Origin of the sequence: Collinsella sp. AM42-18AC (genome assembly GCF_003467965.1) — a bacterium.
In the GTDB taxonomy this organism is placed as follows: Bacteria; Actinomycetota; Coriobacteriia; order Coriobacteriales; family Coriobacteriaceae; genus Collinsella.
Map to the genome: position 1 here is coordinate 81,991 of NZ_QSFY01000004.1, position 15,948 is coordinate 97,938.

Sequence of the window (15,948 nt, forward strand, 5' to 3'; positions counted from 1 at the left end):
CCCGCCCATCCGGAAAGCCCGTCCCACTCCGTATACATCCAGGCATGAAATCATCAGCTTATTAGGCCTTCTATCAATAAAGAGACACCCTCCCGGGCGGCGGGCACGAAGTTCATCGCGAGTTCCGCACGCAAAGAAGGCCACTTAATGTGGCCTTCGTCTTGCGCAGGACTGTAGAGCAGGGAACTTCGTGCCCGCCGCCCGGGAGGGCGTTGCGTTTAGAGGATGGACCTAGTACTTATCCCTCCGGGACAAAAGCAGCGCGGCCATAAAAGCGATGATTGCAAGCGTCAGCAGCATCAAAAGCCATGCGAGCGTGCTGTCGCCGGTTGCCGCCAGGCCAAACAGACCGGGGCTCTTACTGTCAGCAGGTTGTACGGGAATCTTCTCGCCATCGTCCTCGGCGGTGATTTCCCAGCGGATGGTCTTGCTTGCGTCGGCAAGCTCATTGCCCACCGACGTCGGGACACTTAGTTGCAAATTGAGCACCGTGCTGCCATCGCTCGTAAACGTTGCGACCTGCGTGGGATAGGCGAACACACTGCCCAGAGTTCCCGTCTGGAGCCAACCTGCAGACGCATCGCCCGCCGACGCCGTTAAGGTAATGGGCGACAGCAGGTGTGCCGTCTCGTGATCGACAACGGCCCGCACAAACACGCGTACCTGGGACTTTACACCAGTGGCACGAACCTCAATCTGCTGCTCGCGCACATCGCCGGGCATTAGACCTTTAAAGGCGGGAAACAGATCGGGCTCCCCCGAGGAGCCCGTCGCCCCCGAGACCGTCAGCTGGCGCGCATTTCCGTCATAGGCAATCGCGGGAGTATCGGCAAACGCACGGGCAGGAACGGCGAGCGTGACCATGCAGAGAATAGCCGCGACCACGCAACGCAAGGAGCGCGCAACACCTTTGCGAATCGAGAACGCCATACTTACGCACCTCCATACGGCGGCACCAGCACGCCATCCTCGACCGAGCAACCCCATGCGTCGCGCACGGCCTCATCGGGCGTCGCCTGGACCGCCTGAGTGGAGATATCCACGACAAGATTGCGACCTTCGGTTGCCTTGAGCTCGGTAACCCTATTAATGAGCACGCCGGTTTCCGCGCCGGGAGCGACGGGCGACGTCCAGTAATAGAACCCGTCGCTCGCCTTAACCCAGTTATAAGCCGAGTTCGCGCTCGAGGCATCAGCCACGCTCCACGCAATCTCGTAATCCGCCTCACCCTTCGGCTCCTCCTTCGGCTCATCCCACAGGCGTGCGCCATCCTGGTCCTGCCAGTAGATATCCACTGCAGCACGAATATAGGCGGGCGCAGTACCCGTGTTCTTCGCCTTGACATCGCTTTTCACTTTGCCGTTGAGCGTTTCCTGAACCGATGGCGTCACCGACCCGATGCCGAACTGGTTGACCAGCACGCCCGTAACCGAAAGCCAGGCCAGCGTGCCTGCCGTACCGGCCAGGAGGATAACCCCCACCAGCAAGGCGATGATGCGCTTGCGCTTGGACATGCTAATCCTCCTTCTTTGCTACGATGCCGTTGCTCCAAACGTTATGGGCACGATTGCTGCCGTCGATCCATTTGTCGTTCACACGCGTGTTCGTGCAGGTGAACGTGGCATCGTTCGCGCTCGATGCAGCGGAGATAGTCGCCTGCGCCTTATCGCCCGGCTGCTTGCCAGGGACGCCGATTTGGTTGCTGTAGCGCCATGCCCACGCTGAGTCCTCCTCGACGGTGTAGATACCCGCCGGGACCGCAAGCTCGATAGCGCCGGAGTACCAGGCGGAACCGTCCTTCAGCTGCGCATCCGATGACACCGTTACCTCAACCGTGCGCTCCTCCAAGGCGTTGCCGTCCATGCCGGCCCGGGAAACCTTGAAGCGGAACGTCTTGCCCTTCGCCCAGCTATCCTGGGTTTGCTTGACGATCTTGAGCGTATGCGTAGCGGCGAAATCGAACACCGCATTGCCATCGCTCTGAGTGCCGTCGCCCGTGAGCTTGTAGTCCAAACGATTCGTCAGCTCAAACGAGCCCTCGCCTGAACCCGAACTGTAAAGCGAGACATACTTCCCGTTGACAGGCGCAGGAGTCTGGCCAGGAAGACCATAGCCCACGCGGTCAACGTGCACCGTCAATTGCGTGCCCATGAAGGGCTTTGCAAAGCAAGCCTTGAACGGCGCCTTATCGCTCTTGTCATCTATCGTGTTCGCGGCATTGGGATCAAGCAACCACTTGAGCTGCCCGGTCACATTCTTAGGGCTCGCATCGTCCGATGTGTCGTTAGCGACGACCTTATACGTCACCGGATACAAATCCATGTTGGCTGTAACCGGTTTACCCTTGAAGTCGCTCCACGCCACAGCTTTGTCGCCATTAACCCACTGCCACTCCAAGAACAACTCCTTCAAGCTGCTATCCGCTCGCTCGCCCAGGAATGCGACGATTGCGGAGTAGGCTTCGGGATCGTAGGCCACTTCCTTTGGCTCCATGACGGGTTCACCCTTGTCGTCATAGAACGGGTTGCCGTTCTCGTCCATCTTGGGCACCTTAACTGTCTGAACAAAGCCGGCATTGCCATCCTGGCCACGCAGAACACTCGTATCGTTCGGGTCTACCGTAGCGGTGTAGATGACGTTGCCTTCGGTGTCGTGATAGCGCACTTTAAGCGGCGTCTTCTTGTACACCGCAGTGTAGGTCACGCTCTCAAAGGGCTCGCTGCCCTCGAGGGGATACTTCTCATCGTCAGTCATCAGGGTGTACTGCCCGTCATTGACATAATCGCGCGACCAGCCGACAAAGTCGTACTTGGTGCCGTCAGTGCCCTCAACCTCCTCGGCGGCCTTGACCTCAAGAGAAATCTGGTCGCCGGAATCAGTGCGGCCGAGGCTACGGACAAGATCGGGATTCGCAAGTTCAGAGTCAATGTTCGATTGAACGGTAACCAGGCTGGGACGGTAGACCGGGTACAGCTCCATGGGGGCCTTGACCACGGTAGAAGCACTCACCATACGGATGCCCTCTGACCAAGCGACATAGCCCTTGCCAGGTGCCGGCTCGGCTTCCGTCCAGCCCACGAAGACGTTGAACTCGCCTGTATCCGCATCGATAGTGCTGACGTCATAAGTAGGCTTCGGGATGCCGCCATTAAGGTTGCCGAGCATATCGTCTTGCTGAGCAACTTTGCCGTCCACATCCGTGGCATTGAGGTGGTACACAACCGCCAACGGCGAATAGTACGCCACGAATGTATAGGCTCCGCCAGGTTCCACCGGATAAGAGCAAGTACCATGCTCCACATCGTAGGGAAGCGTCTTGATCTCGCCGTTCGGAAGCTCGATCTCAACCTTCTGCAACTTATACAGCTCACCGCCTGCTTTATAAACCGGCGTCGTAACGTCAGGGGTCACCGTTGCCGTAGCAGGATTGGTGTCCGCGTTGATAACGGGAGCGATGTTGTAGCTAGGCACATTGACCTTGTCCGTACCCTCAAAACCTGCGCGATGCAGGTTGGTGGTGTAGCTGACGTCGTACTTTGCGTAGACGGGATAGGCATCCTGCCACTGGGTGACCTTGGACTCGTCGGTCGCCAGATACGGCTCTGCCTTATCCGGATCACTCGTCACATAGGGGTCGCCGGCGACGTCGTAGATATACTTCCAGACGTCGGAATCCTTCTGAACCTCGGCGGTTGAAATCCAGCCCAGGAACTTATAGCCCGGCACCGCCATCTCCGCATCGGTCGGAGAGGCTTCGAGTGTCAGGTTGGGATTGACGTCACCCTCCTTTCCGTGCTCGGGCGTGTTGTCTACCGTCTGTTCGGTATGGATAAACGGATATTTATAGGTGTAGGTGCTATCGGAGTCCAGCAGCAACGGAGCCTCATAACGTCGCGTGACGCTCTTAACCGAGACATCGTCCTTGCCATAAAAGCTGACGCTTGTCGTCACCATGGCACGCATGTAATACTCCGAATCGATGCCAATCTCGCTCTGAACGGGGTTGCCCACGCAAGTCCAGCACCCGCCTTGGCGCTCGAGGGTCCAGAAATTTAAATGGTATCGCTTGCTCGCCGGCCTAAAGTAAAACTTCAGCGCTCCTGCGACCCACTCGTCATCCAGTGTGCCCGAACCCGGGAAATCCGTATCGGCAATGACATTTTTCCGGGTATCCACACCTGTATCGTTTTTGACCGTATGCGAATACGCTTTCAAAGGCGCAACGATGAGCGTCTCTGCCCCAAAGCGCCCCTCATTGCATTCGTCCTTATAGTTTTCCTTCAGTCCGTGATAGACGTGCTCGGAACCCCAGTGCACGATATTCTCTCGCACGTAGCTCGAACCGACCTGCTCGTTAAACGAAGTTTGGTACCCGTTCCACACAGAGCAGAGGAGTCTAGAATCCTTATAGGCATCGTTCGTCATCGACTTGACGTAATAGTCCACGCGGTACTCAAAGCGGGCGATGTAGGTATGCGGCACGGTTAAATCGACATCTGCGGGGAGCGTATAGCTGGGATCGCGGCTTACGCGCACCTCGAGCGGAGCATCCTCGGTTCCCTTGTTTTCGTACCAGCCCAGGAAGCAATAGCCGTCGGGCAGCTTGCCGCCATCGGACAGGGGCGTACCGTCCGTGTTGCACACCTGTACCGTGTAGACGCTAGTGCCGCCCCCGGCAGTCTTGACGTCGACTTTGGTTTTGCCCACGCCAACGCGCTGGCTCACATCATTGAGCGCGTCCTGCTCATTACCCTCGAACACAGTTATGATGTTCGACACGTAGTCGCTGTACACGGGATAGAAGTCGGCTGGACGGACAACAGTGATCTCGCTACCCGCAGGATAAAAAGCTCCCTGATTTTTAAGCTCGGCTAACTTATCCGAAGTGATGGCGGCATAGGCGCCGTTCATACCTTCCTCGCTGCTAGGCTGCGTGGTCCAGCCGATAAATGTCGCGGTAGCGGAAAGCCCCTCGCGGTCTTCGGGAGCCGCGGGCGTCAAACCCACGCCGTAGCGATACCAATCAGTGGACTTGTCGTGCGCGGCACCGGTTTTCCAATCAAGCGTCTTGCCCTTAACGTTATAGAACAGCACCTGCGCCTCGTATGAAGCGATAAAGAGGTCGTTACCCTTGAAGCCGAATTTTTCATCGACGCCGCTTCCGTTGTTGGCGGTGTAGGTCGAAGCCTTATCGTGGTCCGTGTTCTCCTCGACGCGCTTGTCAGCAGCGACAGCAGCAGCATCGGTCTTGCCGTTAAACCAGGCGTTATCGGCATCGATGCGGTTCACATTGACTCCGGACTCGTGGAACCAGCCCATAAAGCGGTAGCCGCCGTTCGCCTCGCTCAGCCCCGCGGGCTTTGCGGAGGTTTCCTGCCTGAACGTTACCGACGTATCGCCCTGGGCCAAGCCCTGGGCCGTTCCCGCCAGCACGGCGCTCACGGCAAAGGCGTACGGATCCGAGGTCTTCTGATCAATACCGAGTTTGGTCGCCTCGATTGTCGCGGTGCCCGCACCGGGAAAATCGATCGTCGCCTTAACGCTCTGGCCATGCACGGGGATATTCAGTCTGTAGTCCATCGCCCACTCGTTGGCATGCGAACCGCCCAGGGCCTCATCGTTAGCGGTCGAGCGCATGGTGCCGGCACAGAAGTCGTAGTCGTGCTCCTCCCACAGCTCGCGCGTGGCGTAGCGCCCGTCGTCCCACGGGCCGTAGCCGTCGCCCTTGGTGGTACCGTCGCCGCCAAAAGAGGGGATCTTCTTCTTAGCCGCGGTACCCTGGCTGCTGCCGTTTAGGCTCACGCTCGGCTTAAAGTAGCACTCGGTGACCGTGGCATCATCCTTGTTGGCACGCGCGGCAATGCCGCCCAGGTTCACATCGTTTTGAATGATGGGGATCACGGCGATGGGATTGTACTGACGCGAGCTCAAGTCACCCGCAAAATGGCTTCGAACGAGCTCGTTGCCCTTTTCGGTTAGAATACGACCCGCCAAGCCACCCGTCCACGCGCGCGTCACGGCGACGACGCCCACGTACGACGCGGCATAGCTGTAGCACTGCGCCGTCGAGAAGCAGTCGATAATCTTGGCCTCGCCCGCCATGCAGCCCACAAAACCCGAGGCGTACACGTTGTTGCCGCCCAGGGCGCCAATGGCCACGTCGTACTTATTGGTGACGTCGGTCATGCCCTTCTCGGCAATCGAGCCGTCGTCCTTACGCGTCGGCGTCACGCGGCAGTACTCGATAGTCGATTTCTTAACGTAGCCGGCAAACGCCGCCATATACAGACCCTCACCGCCGAGCGCCTGCACGCCCGAGGTCGTATTGTTGACGGCACGGCCGCCACGGACCTCGCAGTTGTAGAGGGTGCAGCCGTCGAGCTCGCCGGCGATGAGACCGCCCTCAAAGCCTGCGTTGGTAATGAGGTTGAGAGCATTGTTGGCGCAGGTCACGTGCAGCGTGCTCTCCATGACCATAACGTTTTCGAAGCGCGTATTGACGGCCTTGCCCACGATAATGCCACCGCGGAAGTCCGCCCACACGTTGGCGTCCTTGACCAAGAAGTTTTTGATGGTGGCACCGTTGGTCTCGGCAAAAAATCCCGTATCGCGCTCGGGGTCAAAAGCGTCTTTATCGTAGTTCAGGCCCTCAACGGTGTGGTTTTGACCATCGAACACGCCCTTAAACGGATGCTCCTTGTTGCCAAACGACAGATGCTTAACGGTGTTTGCAACGATGTCTTTCATGTCGTCGCTGTCGAGCTCAATGTCGTTATCGAGATAAACGTGCCAGCCGGACGTATCGCGCTCGCGCGACAGCGCCACACACGACAAAAAGTCAGCCTCGTTTTTGATGTGGAATTCGGTTTTGGCCTCGGGCGCAGTCTCGGCATGTACCGCCATCGGCAGCGCCATAACGCAGCAAAGGGCAATCGCCGCGACGGCAACTAGCCTGCTAAGCACGCCCCGGTTCATGTTCTTGATCTTCATAGGCTAGTTCGCCTCCGGCCAACCCGCGACGTCGAGAACGTCGAGGACGGTATCGCTTTCCTGCTGGTTTTTGGCCTGCACGGCCTGCACATCGATATCGAGCCTGAATGAGCCGCCGCGCGCGGCATCGTGGTAGTCGCCCACAAAGCGCAGCGAGTCCATGAGGCTTTCCGTCATGGCGCCGGGGTCGAGCATGCCGCCACGTCCGGCCAAGCCGCGGTAGTAGTACCACCCATCGCCGCCATCGATCCACGGGGATCCCTCGCCCGCGTTCACATGAAACGCAACGCTGCCCGAAGCATCCGCGCTCGAACCGTCGGGCGCCACCGACGTCATGTGCAGACGAGCGCGAACGTACTCAGGCTGCGCGCCGACGTTCTCCACGCGCACAATGCGGCTGATGTCAGAGCCCCCGGCCTTGGTGTCGGGATAGTCCCCGTGCTCGTTGGGCTCAAACGGAATCTCCTCGCCATGCTCGTTGAGGGTGTATTCGCAGACTCGTACCTTCACGCTGCCAAACGAGAGAACGTTGTTCACCGGAACCATATCAACGGTAAAAGCCAGCGTGCCGCACAGGCACGCCAGGGCCAACAGCGCCATCGCGGTAAGCGCCAAGGTGCGTTTCTGATTGTCAGAAAGATTGTTGAGCATTACGTTCGCCAATCGTCGATAAGGGGGGACCGAGATCCCGGCCCGAAAATGGGGATGGGGAGCGGGCCGGGATCTCGGTGGAGGGGGGATTAAGCCTGAGTCTTAGCCCATTCCTTGGCCTGCGCGATGGCGTTCTCGGCATCGCCCTGGTCAGCGCCGAAGATGTAGCAGGAGACTGTCATAGTGGGCTTGGCGGGACTCTGAACAACATCCGTGTTGTTCATGGCAGCCGGGATATGCACGGTGCTGAACAGCTCACCGGTGTAAGCAGCCTTTGCCTCGGTAGTCTCAGTCTTTGGAGTAGGAGCAAGCTTGGCAGGGGTGTCGGTGTTACCAGCGGTATACATGAACAGACCGCTCACGTACTGGTTAGGGTTACCGTTGTTCTTAGCACCCACGGTGGTATCCGCAACCGGCTTCCAGTTATCGTTAAGCGTGAAGTACGGGGTCTTAGCAAGAGCGTCAGTGGCATCTTTCTTCACAATGGCGTTCTTCACGTAGATGAACACATAGGACTCATCAGAGTCCTTGCCGATACCAACGTTGGGGTTCTTGGCAATATTGGTGTCGGGAATCATCTTGGAATCTTTCTTCCACAGGGTCTCGAACAGATAACCATCCACTGAGGGGTCCGTGGGCTTGTCGCCGGGCTTGTTCGGATGATCAGGGTCGGGCTTCACTTCGGGCTTGTCGATGCTGCCAACCGTGAACTCGTTCGTCTCGGAGTCGGTTGCCGACAGCCATGCATAGGTGCCAACGCCGGCGGCCAGCACCAACAGCAGCAGGGCGGCAATGATGCCGTAGCGCTTTTTCTTCTTGTTTTCCATCGTTCTCTTCCTTTCGAGAATCGTTTTCCCCGCCAACGGCCCCTACCGCCGCCGACGCTTTTCCCTGCCGCTATGAACGCCGCTCCCTCGCATGCACGCGGGTATGCTTGCCCGCAGGCTCGTCGGGAACCATCCGATCGAGCACTATCGACGCCGCGACTAGCAGCGCCAGAACGGCCACCACAACAAGCAAACCGGGCATCGTCGTGCAATATGCGTCAACGAAGCCCAGGTAAGGGACACAAAAAGAAACGACACCGATCACGCGTGAAAAAGGCGTCTGCTCGGCGTCGTGCATGATGCTTCCATCTGCATTTTTGTTTGCGATTCCCTGCGTGCCGATCATCTGCGCCGCAGGGTCGATCTCGTACACCTGGTGCGTCACCACGGCGCCGTCCGATCGGTAAAAGGTTGCATTGTCGCCCACGGCAATATCCGTTGGATCAACTTGGTGAACAAACACCATGGAGCCAACGGGTAGCTCGGGCTCCATAGAACCCGAAAGCACTGTATAGGGCGTGTATCCAAATGCACGAGGGACAAAAGAAACGACGGCAAGAGCCATGACGAGCGCAATCGCCAAGCTACTCAAAAGTGCAATAAATCGTTTGAGTCTACGCGCCGTCAAAGTGATAATTCATCCCCATCGAGGCCTTATTCGACCCATCCAAAGGTCAGCAAGTTTCAACAGGAACCGCAAGGCGATTGAAAAGTGAGTCCGAAATAAGCCAATTTGGAATCTTTTCGTAATAAAAACATAGCGATATGCTACAAATTTTTCAATGTTTTGTCGCCAAATGCTACCTATTTTGGCGTAAGTGGTCATTTATCCCCAAATTAGTCTGTTTTATCCAATATCTGTGACTGACCACCTACGCAACTTCCCCATAGAGGGATCGATTTTTTGCGAAAGTAAAATAATGGTACCCCCCCCCACATTAAAACAAACTGCTGGAAGTGCCATTTATTTCCGACCCCCTTTTACCGGAGTTTTATGACGGCCCCATGTAGTTCGCAGCCCATAATCCTCTGAGAACTGTGTCCCAGAATTCCCGTCCGGAGTGGGATGCGGCTTCCGCTTGTGGCCCCGTTGGGAAACCACATCCCACTCCGATCACAAATTCCGGGTCGCACTTTCCGCCAAGACCCTCAACGGGAAACCGCATCCCATTCCAAAGGCAAATTCCGGGACGCAGCTTCCGCAACCCCACCCATCCGGAAATCCCATCCCACTCCGCACACATCCGGGCATAGAACAATCAGCTTATTAGGCCTTCCATCAATAAAGGGGCGCCCACGAGTGTCAAGAAAAAAGCCTCGAGAACTTCGAGGCTTTCACATTTGTATTGTTTTGCACGAAGGACCGCGAACGGCGAAGCTACTCTCCCAGCACGGCCTTCTTGGCGGCTGCAGCCATGTTGTCCAGGTCTTCCTTGGTGGGGTGATCCTTCGCGGCAACCCAGTTGTCGAGCAGCATCTTAAATCGGGTGTTATCGGGATCTTGCTCGAGCATGGCCTCGTAGCGCTGCTTGACCGCGGGGCCCATCTTGCCCTGGCACATCGCCCAGCCCGCAAGCTCGGCATCCCCAGCCAAATTGGAAGTTACGCGGTCGATAATCTGCTGATAATAGCTCTGGTCGGCGCCAAAGCCGCAGGTGCCAAACAGGAACACGCGCTTGCCGTGCAAGGCGGAGAGCAACGCCGCGACCGAAGGCGTGCACGCGCCCTTGTCGCACCAAAAACCGACGAGCACTGTGTCGGCCGCGCAGGCGCCCTGCGCCTCGAGCGCAACCTGATCTGCATCCGCATCGTCGCTCAACGCCGCGGCATGGACAAACTCAACGCCCGCAGCCTGCAGAGCGCGCTTAATCGCGCCCGAAACCATCCTGGTATTACCGCTCTTGCTGTTGACCACCAAAGAGCATGTCATAGTCACGTTGCTCGTTTCCCCCAAAACTAAAGCCACTAATGCAATTTATTAGATGAATATCTTAGTACTAACGTGACAGATGTAAACCACCTTCTGCCGATTGGCGACATGGGCAACACCGATGGGGGCAAAACGTCCGCAGCGCAAGCCCCCAAATACTTAAGACGTGGGACGAACAAACCCGATTCATTAGCCCCACGTCTTGCTTACTGGGCGAACTGGCTGCGGTAGAGCTCGGCGTAAAAGCCGCCTGCCGCGAGCAGTTCATCGTGCGTGCCGCGCTCGATAATCTCGCCGTCGCGCATTACCAGGATGCAATCGGCGTTGCGGATGGTGCTCAGGCGGTGCGCCACGACAAAGCTTGTGCGACCTGCCATGAGCTCGTCGAATGCCGCCTGAACCTGCAGCTCGGTGCGGGTATCGATGCTCGACGTCGCCTCGTCCAGCAGCAAGATCGCCGGGTCGGTGAGCATGACGCGAGCGATGCACAGCAGCTGTTTTTGGCCCTGGCTAAACGTGCCGCCGTCCTCGCCGATCACCGTATCGTAGCCTTTCGGCAGCTGCACGATAAACTTATGCGCATGAGCACGCTTGGCGGCTTCGATAACCTGCCCGCGCGTGGCGTCGGGACAGCCGTAGGCGATGTTTTCCGCCACCGTGCCCTCGAACAGCCACGTATCCTGCAGCACCATGCCAAAGGCGCGGCGCAGGCTTGCGCGCGTGTAGTCACGCGAAGACCGGCCATCGACCATGATGCGTCCAGCATCGATATCGTAAAAACGCAGCAGCAGGTTGATGAGCGTTGTCTTGCCGCAGCCCGTGGGGCCGACCAGGGCAAAGCGCATGCCGGGTTTGGCCTCGATGCAGATATCCTGCAGCAGCTTGCGATCGGGCACATAACTAAAGTCCACGTGCTCAAAGGTCACCTCGCCACGCGGGGCGGCAAGTTCCACGGCGCCCGTCGCATCGGGCTCCTGCTCGCGCGCGTCGAGCAGCGCAAACATGCGGCGTGCCGAGGCGTACGCCGTCTGGATCTGCGTAATGACGTTGGTGACCTCGTTGAACGGCTTGGTGTACTGGTTGGCGTAGGACAGGAAGATCTGCACGCCGCCCACCGTGAGTGCCGCGGGCACGCCCGTGATCACGCCCACGCAGCCAATCACGGCCACCACGGCATAGATGATGTTATTGATAAAGCGCGTGCCGGGGTTGGAGAGCGAACCCATAAACCGCGCGCGCTCACCTGCCGCATAGAGCTCGGCGTTGAGGGCATCGAAGCGCTGCTGAGCGTTGGGACCATAGGCAAAGGCGTCGACAAGTTTCTGCTCGCCTACGTATTCCTCGATATGACCACCGAGCTGCCCTTGAATACGCTGCTGTGCCGTAAAGCTTTTGTTGGAAAGCTTGGCGATAGCACCGGCTGCAAAAATGGAAAGCGGCGTGACGAGTACCACCACGAGCGTCATGGTCAGGTTGATGGAAAGCATAAACGCGAGCGTACCCACGATGGTAATAACACCGGTGAAGAGCTGCGTAAAGCCCTGCAGCAGGCCGTCACCCACCTGATCGACGTCGTTGACCACGCGGCTCATGAGGTCGCCGTGGGCATGGCCGTCGATAAAGCTGAGCGGCATGCGGCTGAGCTTGTCGCTCGCCCCCACGCGCATGTCGCGCACCGTCTCGTAGGACAGACGGTTAACGCAGTAGCCCTGCAGCCACTGAAAGGCCGCCGCGCCCACCACGACAATCGCGAGTTTGGTGACGAGCGGCAACAGCTCGTCAAAGTCCACCTGCCCGGCGGCAACGATCAGGTCGATGCCCTCGCCGATGAGAATAGGTGTGTAGAGCTGCAAAATCACGGAGATGGCGGCGCTCACAAACGACGCCGCAAACGAAATGCGATGCGGACGGACGTAGCCCAGCAGGCGGCGGGTCACCGCGCCCACGGGGTAGCGCTCGGGGTCGCCGGGCTGACGCGGGCCGTCACCCAAGTCGTTGAGGCTATCGTTGCCGGACACGTTAGCCGTCATCGTGGCGACCGAACCGGAAGAAGTATACGGGTTCATTTAGCAGCCCTCCTTTGCGCAGACGGATGCGGAGGCAGTCGGAGCGGACACGACACCTGGGGTGGACTCGGACGCCGCACTCCCCTGCTGACCCTCGAGCTCCTCGCGACGAAGCTGCGACTGGCAAATCTCGCGATAGAGCTGGCAGCTTGCGTACAGCCCGTCGTGCGTACCCAGACCCGCGACCGAGCCGTGGTCGAGTACGCAGATCATGTCGGCGTCGCGCACGGTCGAGACGCGCTGGCTTACGATGACGGTCGTCAGCGGCAGCCCGCCCTCGGCGGCGGCGCGACCACTGCGCTCGCGAATGGCGTGGCGAAGCGCCGCATCGGTCTTAAAGTCGAGCGCCGAGGCGGAGTCGTCCATAATCAGGATCTGCGGCGAGCCCACCAGAGCACGCGCAATGGTCAGGCGCTGGCGCTGGCCACCGCTAAAGTTCTTGCCGCCCGCCTCGACCGGGGCATCGAGCCCCTGCGGCTTGTTGCGCACGAACTCGCTCGCCTGTGCCATGTCGAGCGCCGCCCAGAGCTCCTCGTCGGTTGCCGCCTCGTCGCGCCAGGTCAGGTTGCTGCGGATGGTGCCGCTCACCAGCGACGCGCGCTGCGGAACGGTCGCGACCACGTGGCGCAGTTGGTCGAGCGGCCAAGCGCGCACATCGGAGCCCATCACGTTCACACTGCCGGTGCCCGCATCGTACAGGCGCGGGATAAGCGAGACGAGCGTGGACTTACCGCTGCCTGTACCGCCGATAATGCCGAGCGTCTTGCCCAGCGGCAGCTCCAGCGTCACATCGTTGACGGCGTTGGCAGCACCGGCGCCAAACGAGAAGCTCGCATGGTCAAAGCTCAGCGCGGGGGCCAGGGCGGCATTGCCCGTCGCGCTCGGCTCGGGCAGCGCGACCGGCTCGTTGTCCTCGTCGGTGATGCTCGGCACGCAATTGAGCACCTCGTTGATACGCGACGCGCTGGCGCTCGCCTTGGTAAAGACCACGACCAGGTTGGCAACGTACACGATGGAGGTCAGGGTCTGCGTCATGTAGTTCACAAACGCCATAACCTGGCCCTGCGTAAGCTCGCCCACGTTGACCTGGATGCCACCCACCCACAGGATGGCGCACACGCCCAGGTTCATCACAAGAAACGTGACGGGGTTGAGCACCGACGAGAGCTTGCCCACCGCGATGGCAGTATTGGCCTGGTCATCGGCGGCTTGGGCAAAACGCTCACGCTCGTGATCTTCGCGTACAAAGGCGCGAACCACGCGGGCGCCCGAAAGGCCCTCGCGGCAAATGAGCGCGATGCGGTCGAGCTTTGCCTGCAGCTGCTTGTAGTACGGAATGCAGCGCGCCATGACAAACCAGAACACCAGGCCGATGGCGGGCGTGCAAATCAAAAAGATCATGCCGAGCTTAAGGTCGATGGCAAGGGCCGCGCACATGGATCCCACGGCTAGGAAGGGCCAACGGATGAGCATACGCACACCGAGCGCCACAGCGAGCTGCACCTGGTTGACATCGTTGGTAATGCGCGTGATGAGCGACGGCGTGCCAAAGCGATCGAGCTCGGCATAGCTCAGCTTATTGATGTGCTCGTAGAGCGCGCCGCGAATGTCGGTGCCCATGCCCTGCGAGGTGAGCGCCGCCATCTTTTGGCAGACGAGCGTAAACGAGATACCGATCACAGCCATGGCGCCAAGCAGCATACCGTAGTGGACGACGGCACTCACGTCGTGCGCACCGATACCTTTATCGATCATCTGGGCAATCACCAGCGGCGTAAGCAGGTCAAAGATCACTTCGATCAACTTGCACGCCGGGCCAATCACCATATACCGGCGAAACTTGCCACCAAAACGCCTGAGCAGCTCAATCATAAAAAGGCGCTCCCTATCATCATCCACATTCAATTCGAACCATGATAGTACCGCCACCCCAAAAGAAGCGTAAACAACTCGTCATTTCTAACGGGATTCAGTTTTCAGAGGGGCATACGCGCACACCCAGCCAGTGGCGGGTCGACCACTTGGTATACTTACACGACATTCTCGCAAGAAGAGCAAGACGAGCAACTGTGGGCATCGCCCTTTCCGCGGCACTTGTCGCGGGAATCGCCCCCGCAACGGCGATCGCGGCAGAAACCAGTTCCCCCACCGGTGCAGTTGCCTTGCAGACGGAAGACGCGGCCGCCGCAAAGGAAAAAGCGTATGCAGCCATGCAGGAAGCGCTCAAAAACCTCGAAGCCGCGAAAGACGCCGCAAGTCCCGAGAAACTTGCGGAAATCGATGATGACATTGCCAGTTTTCAAGAGATCCACGACATGGTGGTGACGGAAGCCGCCAAACGGAGGGAACCCCTTCCCGCCATGCAAGCGAACGTCGATGCAGCCCAAGCCAAATACGATGAGGCCCACAACCGGACAAGCGGCCTTCAGGCAGAATTAGATAAGGTACTCAAGGAGCTCGGCGACGAGGCGCCCAGCACAGCCATTGAGGAGCATATTAAGCAGTTGCGCAGTGAGATCATGGCGGCAGAAAGGCGAGAAGAATCTTGTGAAGATGATCTTCACCGCTACCAACGCCGGCTCGAAAGCCAGGAAAAACAGGTTCAGTATTTCGAAAGTGAGGCAAAGGAAGCTAAAGCCCACATCGACGAGGACATAGCCAAGCGAAATGCGCTCCTTAGCGATTTGGAAAAGGCGCAAGCGGCCTATGACGACGCCTGCAAGGCATACGAAGAGGCAAAGGCCGCGGCAGACAAGGCCACCTCGCCCGAGATAGCGAAACCCGCCGAGACGACAAAACCCTCCAGCTCAGCGCAGCCGGCCGAAACGGCCCAGCCCGCCAGCTCGCCCGCGACCGGCAAATACGCTCCATCGAGCTCCACCAAGCAAGCAAATACGACCGCCGGCAAGCTCGCAAACACGGGCGACACAGCACCGAGCGCAATCGCACTCGCAGGAATCGCCGCCGCAGGACTCGGAATAACCACCGCAGCCACACGCCGCCTCAAGAACTCAAAATAGCCGACAGAGCATATCGCCTTCGCCAATCTACAAGCCCAGAGAAAAAAAGAGGCCCGTTTCCCCAACCAAAACCAGGGAAACGGGCCTCTTTACTTGTAAAAACAGATGGCAACGCCGCCGTCTCTTGAACCACGTAGCCATTGATGTCTTGGCGCAGTCAGCGAGCGCCATCCAGAGCGAACAAGTTGGCATGAAAAAGGCAAGGCATAGACCTTCTGGTCATGCCCTGCCTTTTGAATGACAAATTGTCGCTCTGGATGGCGCGCAGCGTCGAGCATTGCGCGGTTTGGTAAAACCGCGCAAAAAGAAAGCCCGTGCGCTCGATGGATTCGGATGCCCGACAGAGGCTCCTTATGGCTGCTTCCTTCCGGACCTGACCAGATTCGGAACATGTCGTCATCCGAACCCATCGAACGCGCTAGGCGCTCGGTATATCTTACCTGCTCCCGCCCGTCACGGCAAGT

The 15,948-nt window shown here is 58.7% G+C and carries 10 protein-coding genes and 1 other RNA gene; 1 reads left to right on the forward strand and 10 read right to left on the reverse strand.

Going from position 1 to position 15,948, the window contains the following annotated elements; all coding sequences use genetic code 11:
* Nucleotides 1–231: 231 nt before the first annotated feature.
* The 9 genes from DW913_RS03655 to DW913_RS03695 form a co-directional block, all read right to left on the reverse strand.
* Nucleotides 232–930 carry a hypothetical protein gene (locus DW913_RS03655; RefSeq protein WP_117797617.1) on the reverse strand — a complete coding sequence of 233 codons (699 nt, stop codon included), beginning with the start codon at nt 928–930 and terminating at the stop codon, nt 232–234.
* Nucleotides 931–932: 2 nt separating this feature from the next.
* Entirely contained in the window at nt 933–1,514 is a 582-nt protein-coding gene (locus DW913_RS03660) for a hypothetical protein (RefSeq protein WP_117797618.1), read from the reverse strand.
* Between the two features lies 1 nt (nt 1,515).
* A complete protein-coding gene (locus DW913_RS03665) occupies nt 1,516–6,990 on the reverse strand; it encodes a hypothetical protein (RefSeq protein ID WP_117797619.1) in 5,475 nt (1,824 codons plus the stop codon).
* A gap of 3 nt (nt 6,991–6,993) precedes the next feature.
* Nucleotides 6,994–7,641, reverse strand: coding sequence for a hypothetical protein (locus DW913_RS03670; protein WP_117797620.1), 648 nt, complete (start codon nt 7,639–7,641; stop codon nt 6,994–6,996).
* An 89-nt stretch (nt 7,642–7,730) separates the two neighbouring features.
* The gene (locus tag DW913_RS03675; RefSeq protein WP_117797621.1) at nt 7,731–8,468 is read right to left on the reverse strand and encodes a SipW-dependent-type signal peptide-containing protein; all 738 of its coding nucleotides are present in this window, start codon (nt 8,466–8,468) and stop codon (nt 7,731–7,733) included.
* 70 nt (nt 8,469–8,538) lie between these two features.
* The gene (locus DW913_RS03680; RefSeq protein ID WP_369832259.1) at nt 8,539–9,096 is read right to left on the reverse strand and encodes a signal peptidase I; all 558 of its coding nucleotides are present in this window, start codon (nt 9,094–9,096) and stop codon (nt 8,539–8,541) included.
* A 750-nt stretch (nt 9,097–9,846) separates the two neighbouring features.
* Nucleotides 9,847–10,398 carry a flavodoxin family protein BilS gene (bilS, locus tag DW913_RS03685; protein ID WP_117797623.1) on the reverse strand — a complete coding sequence of 184 codons (552 nt, stop codon included), beginning with the start codon at nt 10,396–10,398 and terminating at the stop codon, nt 9,847–9,849.
* Between the two features lie 206 nt (nt 10,399–10,604).
* Nucleotides 10,605–12,464 (reverse strand): ABC transporter ATP-binding protein, encoded by a 1,860-nt coding sequence (locus DW913_RS03690; RefSeq protein ID WP_117797624.1) that lies wholly within the window; start codon nt 12,462–12,464, stop codon nt 10,605–10,607.
* Nucleotides 12,465–14,336, reverse strand: coding sequence for an ABC transporter ATP-binding protein (locus DW913_RS03695; RefSeq protein WP_117797625.1), 1,872 nt, complete (start codon nt 14,334–14,336; stop codon nt 12,465–12,467).
* A 197-nt stretch (nt 14,337–14,533) separates the two neighbouring features.
* Here DW913_RS03695 and DW913_RS03700 point away from each other — a divergent pair, with 197 nt between their 5' ends.
* The gene (locus tag DW913_RS03700; protein ID WP_158566185.1) at nt 14,534–15,484 is read left to right on the forward strand and encodes an LPXTG cell wall anchor domain-containing protein; all 951 of its coding nucleotides are present in this window, start codon (nt 14,534–14,536) and stop codon (nt 15,482–15,484) included.
* Nucleotides 15,485–15,801: 317 nt separating this feature from the next.
* Here DW913_RS03700 and ffs read toward each other — a convergent pair.
* Nucleotides 15,802–15,897, reverse strand: an RNA gene (ffs, locus tag DW913_RS03705) — signal recognition particle sRNA small type.
* Nucleotides 15,898–15,948 lie beyond the last annotated feature (51 nt).

Bases quoted from the DNA above. Each gene is read 5' to 3' on its own strand.
- DW913_RS03670 (WP_117797620.1), bottom strand. From the start codon at position 7,641: ATGCTCAACAATCTTTCTGACAATCAGAAACGCACCTTGGCGCTTACC.
- DW913_RS03665 (WP_117797619.1), bottom strand. From the start codon at position 6,990: ATGAAGATCAAGAACATGAACCGGGGCGTGCTTAGCAGGCTAGTTGCC.
- DW913_RS03695 (WP_117797625.1), bottom strand. From the start codon at position 14,336: ATGATTGAGCTGCTCAGGCGTTTTGGTGGCAAGTTTCGCCGGTATATG.
- DW913_RS03675 (WP_117797621.1), bottom strand. From the start codon at position 8,468: ATGGAAAACAAGAAGAAAAAGCGCTACGGCATCATTGCCGCCCTGCTG.
- DW913_RS03660 (WP_117797618.1), bottom strand. From the start codon at position 1,514: ATGTCCAAGCGCAAGCGCATCATCGCCTTGCTGGTGGGGGTTATCCTC.
- DW913_RS03655 (WP_117797617.1), bottom strand. From the start codon at position 930: ATGGCGTTCTCGATTCGCAAAGGTGTTGCGCGCTCCTTGCGTTGCGTG.
- DW913_RS03690 (WP_117797624.1), bottom strand. From the start codon at position 12,464: ATGAACCCGTATACTTCTTCCGGTTCGGTCGCCACGATGACGGCTAAC.
- bilS (WP_117797623.1), bottom strand. From the start codon at position 10,398: ATGACATGCTCTTTGGTGGTCAACAGCAAGAGCGGTAATACCAGGATG.